The 13,343-nt window shown below is 44.4% G+C and carries 15 protein-coding genes; 5 read left to right on the top strand and 10 right to left on the bottom strand.

What is annotated here, in order from left to right:
• Positions 1 to 158 precede the first annotated feature (158 nt).
• Positions 159 to 305, top strand: coding sequence for a hypothetical protein (locus V7K27_RS06545; protein WP_334945449.1), 147 nt, complete (start codon positions 159 to 161; stop codon positions 303 to 305).
• A gap of 283 nt (positions 306 to 588) precedes the next feature.
• Here V7K27_RS06545 and V7K27_RS06540 read toward each other — a convergent pair whose 3' ends face one another.
• From V7K27_RS06540 to V7K27_RS06515, 6 genes are all read right to left on the bottom strand, one after another.
• Positions 589 to 1,479, bottom strand: a complete 891-nt coding sequence (locus V7K27_RS06540; RefSeq protein WP_334945447.1) for an NAD(P)-dependent oxidoreductase — start codon at positions 1,477 to 1,479, stop codon at positions 589 to 591.
• Positions 1,480 to 1,861: 382 nt separating this feature from the next.
• Positions 1,862 to 2,464, bottom strand: a complete 603-nt coding sequence (locus V7K27_RS06535) for a cytochrome c oxidase subunit 3 (RefSeq protein ID WP_334945445.1) — start codon at positions 2,462 to 2,464, stop codon at positions 1,862 to 1,864.
• Positions 2,465 to 2,564: 100 nt separating this feature from the next.
• Complete coding sequence (gene ctaD, locus V7K27_RS06530; protein ID WP_334945443.1) at positions 2,565 to 4,226, bottom strand: cytochrome c oxidase subunit I; 1,662 nt, start codon at positions 4,224 to 4,226, stop codon at positions 2,565 to 2,567.
• A gap of 14 nt (positions 4,227 to 4,240) precedes the next feature.
• Complete coding sequence (locus V7K27_RS06525; protein WP_334945453.1) at positions 4,241 to 5,155, bottom strand: cytochrome c oxidase subunit II; 915 nt, start codon at positions 5,153 to 5,155, stop codon at positions 4,241 to 4,243.
• 87 nt (positions 5,156 to 5,242) lie between these two features.
• Positions 5,243 to 5,845 (bottom strand): DUF2231 domain-containing protein, encoded by a 603-nt coding sequence (locus V7K27_RS06520; protein WP_334945441.1) that lies wholly within the window; start codon positions 5,843 to 5,845, stop codon positions 5,243 to 5,245.
• Positions 5,842 to 6,342: a DUF2231 domain-containing protein gene (locus V7K27_RS06515; RefSeq protein ID WP_334945439.1), complete on the bottom strand. Its 501-nt coding sequence runs from the start codon at positions 6,340 to 6,342 to the stop codon at positions 5,842 to 5,844. The genes V7K27_RS06520 and V7K27_RS06515 overlap by 4 nt, the downstream gene beginning before the upstream one ends.
• A gap of 491 nt (positions 6,343 to 6,833) precedes the next feature.
• On the opposite strand from V7K27_RS06515, the gene V7K27_RS06510 reads away from it, so the two are divergent.
• The 3 genes from V7K27_RS06510 (at position 6,834) to V7K27_RS06500 (ending at position 10,099) form a co-directional block, all read left to right on the top strand.
• On the top strand, positions 6,834 to 6,968 hold the full coding sequence (locus tag V7K27_RS06510) for a hypothetical protein (protein ID WP_334945437.1): 135 nt from the start codon (positions 6,834 to 6,836) through the stop codon (positions 6,966 to 6,968).
• A 508-nt stretch (positions 6,969 to 7,476) separates the two neighbouring features.
• On the top strand, positions 7,477 to 8,049 hold the full coding sequence (locus tag V7K27_RS06505; RefSeq protein WP_334945451.1) for a chemotaxis protein CheB: 573 nt from the start codon (positions 7,477 to 7,479) through the stop codon (positions 8,047 to 8,049).
• Between the two features lie 4 nt (positions 8,050 to 8,053).
• A complete protein-coding gene (locus V7K27_RS06500) occupies positions 8,054 to 10,099 on the top strand; it encodes a hybrid sensor histidine kinase/response regulator (protein WP_334945435.1) in 2,046 nt (681 codons plus the stop codon).
• Here V7K27_RS06500 and V7K27_RS06495 read toward each other — a convergent pair.
• A complete protein-coding gene (locus V7K27_RS06495; RefSeq protein ID WP_334945434.1) occupies positions 10,073 to 10,252 on the bottom strand; it encodes a hypothetical protein in 180 nt (59 codons plus the stop codon). The two genes, V7K27_RS06500 and V7K27_RS06495, sit on opposite strands and share 27 nt — an antisense overlap.
• 252 nt (positions 10,253 to 10,504) lie before the next feature.
• A complete protein-coding gene (locus V7K27_RS06490) occupies positions 10,505 to 10,876 on the bottom strand; it encodes a DUF2237 family protein (RefSeq protein ID WP_334945432.1) in 372 nt (123 codons plus the stop codon).
• 153 nt (positions 10,877 to 11,029) lie between these two features.
• Here V7K27_RS06490 and speB point away from each other — a divergent pair, with 153 nt between their 5' ends.
• Positions 11,030 to 12,073 (top strand): agmatinase SpeB, encoded by a 1,044-nt coding sequence (gene speB / locus V7K27_RS06485; protein ID WP_334945430.1) that lies wholly within the window; start codon positions 11,030 to 11,032, stop codon positions 12,071 to 12,073.
• A 250-nt stretch (positions 12,074 to 12,323) separates the two neighbouring features.
• Here the strand turns inward: speB and V7K27_RS06480 are convergent, their stop codons facing one another.
• Positions 12,324 to 12,476: a hypothetical protein gene (locus V7K27_RS06480; protein WP_334945428.1), complete on the bottom strand. Its 153-nt coding sequence runs from the start codon at positions 12,474 to 12,476 to the stop codon at positions 12,324 to 12,326.
• Positions 12,477 to 12,518: 42 nt separating this feature from the next.
• Positions 12,519 to 13,256 carry a 16S rRNA (guanine(527)-N(7))-methyltransferase RsmG gene (gene rsmG, locus V7K27_RS06475; RefSeq protein WP_334945426.1) on the bottom strand — a complete coding sequence of 246 codons (738 nt, stop codon included), beginning with the start codon at positions 13,254 to 13,256 and terminating at the stop codon, positions 12,519 to 12,521.
• Positions 13,257 to 13,343 lie beyond the last annotated feature (87 nt).

Below are 13,343 nucleotides of genomic sequence, written 5' to 3'. Positions count from 1 at the left end.
CTGTTTCCCCCCTTTATAAGGAGAGGGAACTAGATTCCTGTTTCCCCCCTTTATAAGGAGAGGGAACTAGATTCCTGTTTCCCCCCTTTATAAGGGGAGGGAACTAGATTCCTGTTTCCCCCCTTTATAAGGGGGGATTAAGGGGGGTAATTTGACTTATGTATACACCCACCGTAGCTCCCGAAGAGCGGGGAGGGGTTGGGGATGGGGTGTTAGGGACTTTTGCAAGAGGTCTAATGCAAGCCAATGCATTAACAATGCAAGCCAATGCATTAACAATGCAACCCGATGCATTAACAATGTAACCCGACGCATTAACAATGTAACCCGACGCATTAACAATGCAACCCGATGCATTAACAATGTAACCCGACGCATTAACAATGCAACCCGACGCATTAGCATTGTCGGGTATTACCAAATTTAATTCGCTACGAATTAATGAAATGCTGTACTTAGTCCCTCTTTGCTAAGGGGTGAAACGCGATTTCTGCTCCCTCTCCCTACTAAGGAGAGGGTTGGGGTGAGGTTTAAAGAGCTTTCTACGAAAGTGAGATGCTCCCAAGTAGACTGCATCGAGAAAATGGATCAAGCAAGTTCAACAGTTACTCCAGCTTCTAACTCCAAAGCTTTGATCAGAGCAGATGCATTTTCTTCCCCCCACCCTTGATTAACTGCCACCTTAAGTGTTTCTCGCACCATTGCGGCAGCAGGCGTTGGAGAATTCAAATCTTGGGCGAATCGAGCGATTAAATTGGCATCTTTAAGCATATGTTTTAAGGCAAAACTCGGCGTAAAATCACGATTCACCAGCATCTTACCTACACCATCAAAAATCGGAGAGCGAAAATCCACCACATGCAATACATCAAGAACGTCTTTCGGATTCAGTCCGGCTTTAGTCGCTAGAACCATTGCTTCCCCTAACGCTTCAATTTGGGTTGCCACAAGTGAGTTACCGACGAGTTTCATCGCAGTTCCTTTGCCAGTGTCACCCAGGTAATGTAGGGTTTCGCTTAACGGTGACAAAATCGGTTTGACTCGCTCAAATACGTCTCGCTTACCACCGACTACAAACCACAATCCTCCAGATGCAGATTCGTTTTTACTGCCGAAAACGGGAGCATCCAGAAATTCAACATCCTTTTCGGCATAAGCTGCGGCTTCTTTTCGGGATGTGTCGGGATGAACCGTACTCGTATCGATCGCAATTTGTCCCGATCGCACCTTCGATAAAATACCATCTTGTCCAAAGACAACATCTTCAACCGCGCGATCGTCTGCCAACGAGTAGATGATTACTTCAGCATTTTCCACAGCTTGTGCTGGTGTTTGTGCTTGTGTTGCACCTTGTTCAATCAGAGGTTTACAGGATTCTGGGTTACGGTTCCAAACTGTGACATCGTAGCCCGCTTTGAGCAAGTTAGTTGCCATGCCACTGCCCATAATACCTAGTCCTAAATACGCAATGCGTTCCATGATGTTGCCTTCAGAAGGAAGTTTGTAGCGATGTTTTTGGCGTACACAAAGCGTACTCGAAGTCAGCCTGTTTGTACCCTCCCCTTACATTACTGAAGCTTGGAGTATAAATTCATCTTCCAATCGATAGACTCAGCAGTTATGCCTGCGGCTGGCTACGCCTACGCAACAGGTATATCACAGGACTTACGTTACGCATTTCACGAAATTATTAAGCCGGCCTATCACCAGAGCGGCCTAAATTAACACCTTAAACTCTCAATCGTCCACGAATTTATGATAATGAAACCACAGATAAACAAAGATGCACACCGATGAATGATCTGTGTGCATCTATGATTCTAAATATTGTTAGACTGTATTCTCACAAAAAGTCTAATGTTTACTGCCAAACGTAGATAAGGATAAACAAAATAATCCAGATAACATCGACGAAGTGCCAGAACAACGAAGTTGCATTGACGCCGAAGTGACCTGTATCGTAGTTGCCAGGAATGAAAGAACGTACCAAAATTATCAACTGCAACAGGATACCGGTGAAAACGTGCAAACCGTGGAAACCTGTTAGTAAATAGAATGTGCTACCAAATACCCCTGATGTGAAGCCAAAGGCGAGGCCGTTCCATTCAATCGCCTGTCCAACCAAAAAGTAAGTTCCCATCGCCATTGTTGCCAAGAGAAACAGGCGAAATTTCACTAAGTCATGGCGTTGAAGGGCGCGTTCTGCTAAGTAAATTACAAAGCTACTGGCGACCAGAATTACTGTGTTGATTGCCGGTTCTTTTACTTCTAATCCAGTAACACCAGCTGGTAGCCAGTTAGGAGTTGTTGTTTTGTAAATTGCATATCCGGCGAAAAAACTTAAAAAGATGACGCTTTCGGACAGTAGGAAGACTATGAAGCCAAACATTTTGTTGCCTTCTTCGTCGTGGCTGTGTTCTGCGCTTGGGTGGTGTGATTCGTTTGAATTGATATAGGTGTCCACTGTTGCTTTTGGCTTGAGGGGTGAGTTTGAAACGCAAAGGAACGCAAAGGGAAGCGCAGAGGTACGCGGAGGGTTTTTGCGTCTTCCCGATAGTTTGCGTTTATTCTGGGAGGTTGGATGTTAACGGTTCTGATTTGCCGTAGCCGTAGGGTTCGGAGATGATGATGGGAATTTCTTCAAAGTTTTCTACTGGAGGGGGTGAAGAAACTAACCACTCTAGTCCAATTGCCCGCCAAGGATTATCAGGTGCTTTCTCGCCTTGCATCCAAGAAATTACCATGTTGAATATGAAGGGCAAGGTGGACATTCCTAATAGAAATCCGCCGAGGCTAGCGATGATATTCCAAAATTGATACTCTGGGGCGTAGGAAGCAACTCGACGTAACATTCCTTGCAATCCTAGTGGGTGCATGGGCAAAAAGTTGAGGTTTGTGCCGATGAAGGCTAACCAGAAGTGGATTTTGCCCCAGCTTTCGGAGTACATCCGCCCGGTCATTTTGGGGAACCAGTGATAGATGGCAGCAAATAAGCCCATCGTCACGGTGCCATAAAGGACGTAGTGGAAATGTCCCACCACAAAGTAGGTATTGTTAACGTGGACATCAACCGGCACGGAGGAAAGCATGATGCCTGTGATGCCGGCGAACACAAACATGACTAATCCACCCAAGGCAAACAGCATGGCGGTATTTAGCCGCAGTTTACCGCCCCAAATAGTTGCCACCCAAGCAAATACTTTAATTCCCGTGGGGACAGATACAAACATCGTTGTCAGCATGAAAATCAACCGCATCCAGCCTGATGTACCACTGACATACATATGGTGTACCCAAACAATGCCGCTCACTCCTGCAATCAAGATGGATGAAACGGCAACTACTTTATAACCAAATAGAGGTTTACGTGAATAAACTGGGAAGATTTCTGAGAAAATCCCAAAGACAGGCAAAATAATCACGTAAACGGCGGGGTGGGAGTAGAACCAGAAGTAATGCTGGAACATAACTGGATTGCCACCCTTGCTAGGGTCGAAAAAGGCGGTGCCAGCTGTGAGGTCGAGTAGCAGCATCACCGCACCAGCTGTCAATGCAGGTAGTCCGAATAGTTGGATGATTTGGGCGCTAAATACTCCCCAGACAAACAAGGGCATCCGAAAAAAGCCCATTCCTGGGGCCCGCATCTTCACGATTGTGGTGACAAAGTTTACTGCCCCCATAATTGAGGATACGCCGGATATTGCCACCGCTAAGAGCCAGATAACTTGACCATTTATTAAGTTACCTGTGGGATTCTGGAGACTGACTGGCGGGTAAGACCACCAACCGGCTTGGGCTGGGCCGCCTGGGATAAAGAAACTACCCATCATCAGAATTCCGACTACTGGCACCATCCAAAAGGCAACGGCGTTGAGGCGGGGAAATGCCATATCTCGCGCCCCAATCATTAATGGCACTAGATAATTAGCAAAACCAACTAATGAGGGAAATGTCCACAAAAACAGCATCACGGTGCCGTGCATGGTGAACATCCCGTTGTAGACGGTGCGATCGACTAAATCTGATTCGGGTGTCATCAGTTCTCCCCGCATCACCATCGCAAAGATTCCGCCGACGAGAAAGAAGAAGAATGAGGTAACGAGATACTGAATACCAATTACCTTGTGGTCAGTACTAAAGCTGAAGTATTCTTTCCAGTTACCCGGAGATTCGTGCTTGGGCTTCTCATTCGGGAGAAGAATGCCTTCAATCGGAATATTAGTCATGGGTTACTTTCCTTTCAACCAGGAGAATTGACTAGAGGAGGTGCAGCAGGTGGAACTGTTACCCAACCAGTTTTGACTGACTGATTCGATGTTTGGGTATACTCAGAAGCTGCCTGATTATTTGCTGGAGATGGCTTTTGGGTTGCAGCTTGTGCTAGCCACTGCTGATAATCTTCAGGAGATTCGACAATTACATTCGCTTGCATCGTGGCAAAATATGTACCGCTATATTGGGAATCGGTCAATCGGTATTGTCCGGGGCGGATGGGAGTAAATTCAAAGTCGATCGCATGGTTGGGAATAATATCCTGCTTGAGGCGAAATGCAGGTATATAGAAGCCGTGGAGAACGTCTTGCGATCGCAGCGCTAAACGTACCCGGCGATCGCTCGGTAAATGCAATTCGGTACTTGTAACATCTTTCTCTGGGTAATGAAAAACCCACGCCCACTGTTTGGCCAGTACGTCGATTTTCTCAACGGGTTCTGCTAAGGCGTTAACTGGTTCTGCATGAGCCGATTCCATTCTCAGTGGATTATGCAGGTGAACTAATTCCGATGGGCCTTGAATCCCCATTTGTTCGTAAACTTGGTAGCTATAGCCCGCAATCCAAAACACTAACAGAATTGGGATTGCTGTCCAGACAACTTCTAGGGTGATATTGCCTTCAATTGGGGGACCATCGGTGAAGTCATCTTTAACTGCCCGATGGAAGATCACAGAATACATCAGAGTACTTGTTACTCCCAGAAAGATGAAAGCACCAAGGGTTACTAAGAAGCTAATCAAATCATCAATTAGTTGGGATTCGGCTGCTGCTTGCGGGGGAAGCCAAGAGTAAGCCTGCTTACCGATCCAGAGACTAATAGTAGTCACTGCGATCGCGCCTGTAAGCAGCGTCAAAATATTTAAAATCTTCTGGATTTTCATGATCATTGATTATTGGGCATGGGGCATTGGGGATGGGGCAAATGACAAATGACAAATGACAAATGACAAATGACTAATGACTAATGACTAATGACTAATGCCTAATCGCAGCAAATTATCTGCTGTATTGTGTACGCCAAACTCGGCAGCCATTTGCGCTCCTAGTGTCCCGTGAACGTACATAATCAACATGATTGCTATGCCTGCGAACAGATAGATCCATTGCACTTCTCTATCTGTCTGTTTATATTCTTGTTTGGCCCAAACGAAGCGCTGCCATGCTCTCCAGATGGTCATGACAACAATCAACGCTAATAAGAACACACCACCCACACCATGCCAAATCATGGTTTCCATTGCCTGCAATCCCCAGGCACTTTTCATATCAGCTGGTGGTGTTGCCAACAGCATTTCATAAAAGCCTGCTGCAACTGTGAAAAATGTAATGATGCTGGAAGCTAGAATGTTGTACCAGCCAACATCAAATAATTTGTCACGTTCCACAGTAATTGCTAAAAATTTGAAGACCCATTTTTCAAAGGGGAACAGAACACCAACAATATCAAAGGTCATCCCAATGATGAACAAACCTATTGTTAGATGGACTAAGTTGGGATGAATGGGAATTGTGTAAGGTAATCCGTTTGCGCCTAGAGAGCCGCTCAATTGATCAATTAATTCTGAGTTCATCGCAACAGACCATCCTTTACTGCTTCCACAACTGGCACTGTATGCAATCCATACACCCAAACAAGTTCATCTCCGAGATATACTTGCAAGCCAACTATCAAGGTCAAAATTAGTCCGGCTCCCAAATAATAAATTGGTACTTTTTGCGGGTTGCGGGTACGAATTACATAGCGCCAAGCTGTAATCGCCGTGATGATTCCCGAAAGTGACCAACCAATCAGCGTATGCAAATTCAGCACAGATTTAGCTTCGCTGTAAGGTTGTGCTAAACCCGCTTCAAACTGACCAAAAATGATCGCGACGAAGATGGCGATCGTGGCAACTAACATATTCCACCAACTCACCTCAAAAAGACCGGATTTACCAGTAAAATAGCCAATTACGTCACAGAAAAAGGAAAACAATACCATCGCAATTACGAAGTGGACAACGATGGGATGAATCGTATCTGGATAGGGTAAATTGTGATCGTTCAAAGATGTCAAATACTCAAGCATTGTCTTCTCCTGGACATATCTACCGCACTTTGGTCAATCAATTTTGGATTTTAGATTGCCGATTTTAGATTTATTCCGCCTCTGACGAGATATAAACCAAAAGAAACTAATCCAAAATCTCAAATCACTAGTCAAACTTGAATAATTGATGGATACTCACTAACATCACCACAAGTATCCATCCATAATTGACCGAAATCTGTTCAATATTTGCGCGGTGCAATACGCTTAATGATGTCTTAGCTTTTTGTAGCCAAATCTGGTTAAATTTCCTAGATGGATTGAAGAAGAATTCAGCTATTCTGAATTCAGGAGCGGAGCCGGAGACGCTCCTCGGCTTGGCGTCAGAATCAATCAGTCGGGGATTGGGACCGGCGCAGGAATTGTTGCACCACCAAATTTTCAATTTGATGGGGGTCTTAAACCCGATTATTCATTTGCTTTTTCGCACAGAATACCCTTCTTGTATTCTGACTCCTGACTCCTGAATTATGTTCGATAATTTTGGTTTTGATTCATTTCCTCATGCCGATAGTCTGCAACAGCAATTCTTGGTGGAGCTAATCAAATCGCTGTTGTTGGTTGATTTTACTAACCTACCTTTTAGCTTAAGTAAATTTTTATGAATTGTCAAAAAAATAAATATTAAATTTTTAAAGGTTAGTTATCTAACAAAAAACTATTTCTACAATGTATCGATTCTGGCATTAATTAAAATTTTAAAAAGCCTAAATATAATATTTATTTGTGAAGTAGCTCACAATGATAAAATATTTATTTGTCATGCAAGTGACAAAATTATATAATCTTCAGTAGTTGGTATATGGCGAGATGTTTGTCAAGTCTCAATTCATACTAGCCCTGGTGACTAGAAGTCGCACGCCAGTTGCTTCAAGTCGGCGGAGCCGCCCAACGCACTGGCTCGGCTATACAAACAAAACCCACCGAGCTGGGTTAAAAACCCTTGATTTTCTCTTAGTTCACGGAGGTGGACTAAGCTTTGTGTAGTAGCGTACTCCTAGGTCGAAGCAAGCTACGCGTCAGCGTGGCGGAGGCTCTAGTATATGCGCCCAATACTTTTAAAACATCCTCGAAGATTGAAACCCACATTCTACAGGTGTGATAACTAAACAAGTGTCGTTTAAAATTGTGGTAATTGGTACTTCTTTGGGCGGATTATCAGCATTAAAAATTATCCTGGGGAACTTACCAGCAGATTTCCGAGTGCCGATCGCGATCGTGCAACACCGTCACAAGGAGTCTAATAACACACTCCAGGAGTTATTACAAGAATCCACTTTGTTACCGATTCGAGAAGTGGAAGACAAAGACGAAATACTACCAGGACATATCTACATAGCTCCAGCAGATTATCATTTACTGGTTGAATTAGATCACTTTGCTCTTTCGACTGATCAGCCTGTTTCCTATGCCAGACCATCTATTGATGTACTATTTGAATCAGCGGCCGATGTCTATGGTGAGCAAGTTATTGGTGTAATATTGACAGGAGCAAATCAAGATGGTATGCAAGGTCTTAAGAAAATAAAAGCACGGGGAGGACTGACTATTGTACAGGAACCTGCCACAGCTGAGAGCGACGTTATGCCAAAGGCAGCAATCTCTGCTGTTGCAGTAGACTGGATTTTGACACTCTCAAACATTGCTTCCCAAATGGTCAAGCTTTGTCACTCATCACGGAAATAAACCCATGCAGATGGAACCCAAAGTAAACATCCTCCTAGTAGATGATAAGCTAGAAAATTTGCTGGCACTAGAGGCAATCCTAGAAAAACTCGGGGAGAATCTCGTGAGAGCTACTTCTGGAGAAGAAGCTTTGAGGTGTCTGCTGCATCAAGACTTTGCGGTGATTTTACTGGATGTACAAATGCCAGGGATGGATGGCTTTGAAACTGCTACCTTGATTCGCAATCGGGGGCGATCGCGTCACACTCCAATTATCTTTCTCACCGCCTTTAGTACCAGCGACCAAATGCTATTTAAAGGCTATGCTTTGGGTGCAGTTGATTATCTACTCAAACCATTAGACCCCAATATCTTGACTTCTAAAGTCACAGTATTCGTAGAACTATTTAAGAAAACAGAAGCTGTTAAGCAACAAGCAGCGCAACTGGTAGCTGTGAATGCCGAACTCAGGCAAAGTGAAGAACGATTGCGATCGCTGAGTACCTGTTCACCCGTTGGCATTTTTGAAATTGATACTGAAGGAGGCTGTAGATATACTAATCCCCGCTATCAGGCAATTTGTGGCTTGAAAGCGGCAGAGAGTTTAGAAAAAAAATGGCTAGAATCTGTTCATCCAGAAGATCGAGAACGAGCAGTTGCCAGTTGGTCTGACTACATTCGTCAAGGTCGTGACTACTCTGAAGAGTTTCGTTTTCAAACTGCTGATGGTATCATTCGTTGGGTTCAGGTTCGCTCATCACCAATGCTTTCCGGTCAAGGGGAATTGCTAGGATATGTCGGCACTCTTGAAGATATTACTGAACGCAAACAAGCAGAAGAAGTCCGCGCTCAAGTGATTCGAGAACAGACGGCAAGACAGGAAGCAGAAGCAGCAAATCGGATGAAAGATGAGTTTCTCGCCGTTCTCTCCCATGAACTCCGCACACCCCTAACCTCAATGCTGGGCTGGTCAAAAATCCTCCGCTCTAAGAAACTTGACGAAAAAGCTACTTCCCGCGCCTTGGAAGCGATCGAACGCAATGCTATATCTCAGATGCAACTAATTGAGGATATCTTAGATGTATCCCGGATTATCCGTGGTCAGTTGCGGTTAAATGTATCTGCGGTGAATCTGATCTCGGTGATGGAAGCAGCCTTAGAAGCAGTGCGTCCCCTAGCAGAGCCAAAAGATATTAAGTTAAATACTGTCCTGGATACTTCGGTCGGGTCAGTTTATGGCGATCCAGCCCGGTTACAGCAAGTTGTCTGGAACCTACTAACTAATGCTATTAAGTTTACCCCTAAGGGTGGCAGGGTAGAAGTGAATCTGTTAGTAGTCTGTGGTGAAGGAGAACAAACAGCTCACAAATACGCCCAAATTCAAGTTATCGATACGGGCATTGGTATTAGTTCCGAGTTTTTACCCAAAGTATTTGAGCGTTTCCGGCAAGCAGACAGCACCACAACGCGATCGCACAATGGACTAGGATTAGGACTAGCGATCGTCCGTCATCTAGTGGAACTGCACAAGGGTACAATCTTTGCCCAAAGTGCAGGCACTGGACAAGGAGCAACCTTTACAGTGAGACTACCACTGCTACAAGACAATAGGGGTAGCAGGGGGAGTAGAGAAGCAGCAGGAGAAATTTCTTCTCTGGTGGCATCGATGCCGCTTGCTGGATTAAGAGTTTTAGTTGTAGATGATGAAGCAGATACCCGTAACTTTCTCAGTTTTATGTTTGAAGAGTATGGAGCGATCGCCATTGCGGTAGCATCAGTTGACGAAGCGCTAGCAATAGTTGAACAAGCAAAACCAGATATCTTAATTAGCGACATCGGCATGTCAGAGCAAGATGGTTATACGCTGATTCGGAAACTGCGCTCTTTAGAACCAGAAAAAGGCGGACGTATTCCAGCGATCGCTTTAACAGCATACACGCGAGAGGAAGACCGCTTAGAAGCTCTAAGAGCAGGGTTTCAGCAGCACTTATCTAAGCCCATTGACCCCACTAAATTGATTGCTATGGTTGCTAATGTATTAAAACTACCTCTGGAAGTTTCGGTTAGTTGATTTGGGAGTGGGGAGTGGGGAGTGGGGAGTGGGGAGTGGCGGAGTGGGGGATGAGGGAGATGAGGGAGATGAGGGAGATGAGGGAGATGAGGGAGATGAGGGAGATGAGGGAGATGAGGGAGATGAGGGAGATGAGGGAGAATTATTGAACAAGTTTCTTCCTTATCTCTTCCCAATGCCCAATGCTCAATAGACATCTCCAGAAATGAATGCATGACCCCTCTCCAAACCTCTCCCCGAAGCGGAGAGAGGCTTTAATTCCCCATTCCCTTGTAGGGAAGGGGGGTAGGGGGGTTAGGTCTGCGTGTGAATTTAAGGTTTCTAAATCTTTTTCGGAGATGTCTAATGCTCAATGCTCAATGCCCAATACTTCGACTTCGCTCAGTACAAGTGCCCAATGCCCAATCAAGAGGAAGTTAGGGCATGTTTTTTGAGTTCGTCTAGAGAAACCACTTCCAAAGCTCTAGCATGGGTTGCTGAAAGGATGACGGGTGGAGCAACGCCAGCATCAAGAGCTTCTTGCCAGCGAGAAGCACACAAACACCAGCGATCGCCAGGCTTCAGTCCAGGAAAGTTAAAATCAGGAACAGGTGTGGTGAGGTCGTTTCCCCGCGATTTGGTAAACTCCAGGAATTCTGATGTCACTTGGGCACAGACAACGTGCGACCCGAAATCCTGACCACCTGTGCGACAAAAACCGTCGCGGTAAAACCCAGTTATCGGAGAAGTACAGCAAACCTCTAGATTTCCATCGATTACGTTTTTAGCGTCTGTCATCGTTAATTAGTTGCAGCTAATTTTTCAACTTCGATATAAGCCTATATTGACCTACTTTCCTTAGTAGTTTACCGCCTGTGAAAAATTTTGATTACAATGCAAATGTCCACTAGGCGGCGTGCTGTCTATCCACGTAAATCCAGAAAATACTCCATGAGTAATCAATTAAAAGACTACAATCCCAGTGGCATAGGTGAAGTAAATGGCAACCTCTTAGGTTTGCCCGGCGATTACGAGTCTGCAAACTTGGTTGTCTTTGGTGTGCCGTGGGAAGTCACCGTTTCCTATGGTGCTGGCACTGCTAACGGTCCACAGCGAATTCTCGATGCTTCAACTCAACTGGAATTGTTCGATTTTGATCACCCTGATGGTTGGAAGCAGGGAATTTTCATGGTGGAAATTCCCCAGGATATTGTAGAGAAGAACACATACTACCGCGCCTTGGCAGCAAAAATTATTCAGCGATTAGCCCAAGGTAAAGAACTCTCAGATACACCAGATTTAACACCTGTGCTGACAGAAATTAATCAGGCTGGTGAACAGGTAAATCAATGGCTGTTTGAAAATTGTCAACAAGCAATTAACAATGGTAAGCGAGTTGCAGTCATTGGTGGAGATCACAGTTCGCCTTTAGGTTATTTCCAAGCATTAGCGGCTAACTACGCAAACTATGGCATTTTGCACATTGATGCCCACGCAGATTTACGCGATGCCTATGAGGGATTTGAGTTTTCCCATGCGTCTATTATGTTTAATGCGATGAAAATACCGCAAATTTCTAAGTTAGTGCAGGTGGGTTTGCGTGATATTAGTCATGATGAAGTGCAAATGATTGACCAATCTAGCGATCGCATTATTGCTTATTACGATCCAGCCATTAAGCAAAAGCTTTACTCTGGAACAACTTGGATTGATTTATGCCGAGAGATTATCAGTCATTTACCTGAGTATGTTTACATTAGCTTTGATGCAGATGGTCTAGATCCAAAACTCTGTCCGAGTACAGGTACTCCTGTTCCAGGTGGGTTGGAATTAGAGCAAACTTTTTGTCTGTTCCGAGAATTGGTCAATAGTGGCAGAAAAATTATTGGCTTTGATATCTGCGAAGTCGGTGATGGCGAGTGGGATGGTAATGTTGGGGCGCGGGTAGTTTACAAGCTGGCAAACTTGATGGATTTATCTCAGCAGAAAATATAAAGCAGGAGTCAGAATTCAGAATTCAGAATTCAGAATCAATACCAGGACAGGAACCTATTGAGTTGACAAGTAGCGATGTCTCCGACGGGCTACGCCTACGCCTTCCCACACCAAAGTTTTTAACACTGGATTTGACTAGTTGAGCAGGTTTTTGGGTGGCTAATACCAATTCGTAATTCGTAATTCTAACAGGAGTTGTCGAGTAAAAAGAGCGATGTTTCTACCTGTCAACCTCACCAATAATTTAGTTTTACTTATTTAGACAGACTGCGATCGCATTCAGCAATATCTTAAAGTCTGATTCGCTGTGAATATCAGCAGTCAACGCGTTCATATCTTTTAACAGGTTAGCGAGTTCGGCGATTGTGTTGCGGATCTCGGTGTACTGGTAATGACAAGCCATTGCGCGTCTACGCTTGATCTCAAAAGCCTCACCATTCCCTCCTCAAAGCGGGTTTTGAGAAGGTACACCTATAGCACGGGGAAAATTAGCTGGTGTGTTTGCTACCTTACGCACATAAAGACAATGGCGGATGCTATCACTTAGAGGAGTGGTAAATTTTTCAATTAATTCAATCACGCCACCTAGCTGGTTAACAGTATTTTGCAAAGCTGTGGTTTCTTCCTCTGTCCAATTACCACGATAAATTATGGCTAAACCACTTTGTTTGAGTAATGGTAGGGCATATTCTGCACAAACAGAAGCTGTGCCAACAGCGCGGATCAAAGCAATATCATAAGCTTGTCGATGCTGAGGGTGCTGACCGATTTCTTCAGCCCTACCAACGAGAGTTTTGGCATTGGTCAGCGCAAGTTCAGTTAAGATATTGTCGATAAAAGTAATTTTTTTCCGGGTTGAATCCATCAGAGTAATTTTGCAATTAGGTGCAGTAATTGTCACTGGAACACCCGGAAAACCTGCACCCGTGCCAATATCAATCACAGATCGAGCTTCTTGAAGAGACGGGATAAATTCCCCCTGTGGCGCAATTCCTCGCAGAGAATCCCACAGATGTTTTTCCCAAAACTCTTGGGGGTCAGTGATCCGAGTTAAATTTAGTTGGCGATTACCTTCTAGAATTAATTCATAAAGTCTCTGGAATTGTTCCTGCTGTTGGGCTGTTGGTTCCCAATTAAGAGTTTGCTGCCAAATTTCTGCCATTTCAGGCAATAAGTTTGTCATTTGTCATTTGTCATTTGTCATTTGTCATTTGTCATTTGTCATTTGTCATTTGTCATTTGTCATTTGTCATTTGTCATTTGTCATTTG

Origin of the sequence: Nostoc sp. (genome assembly GCF_036919575.1) — a bacterium.
Classification (GTDB): Bacteria; Cyanobacteriota; Cyanobacteriia; order Cyanobacteriales; family Nostocaceae; genus Nostoc.
This window is presented reverse-complemented; position numbering and strand designations above follow the sequence as displayed.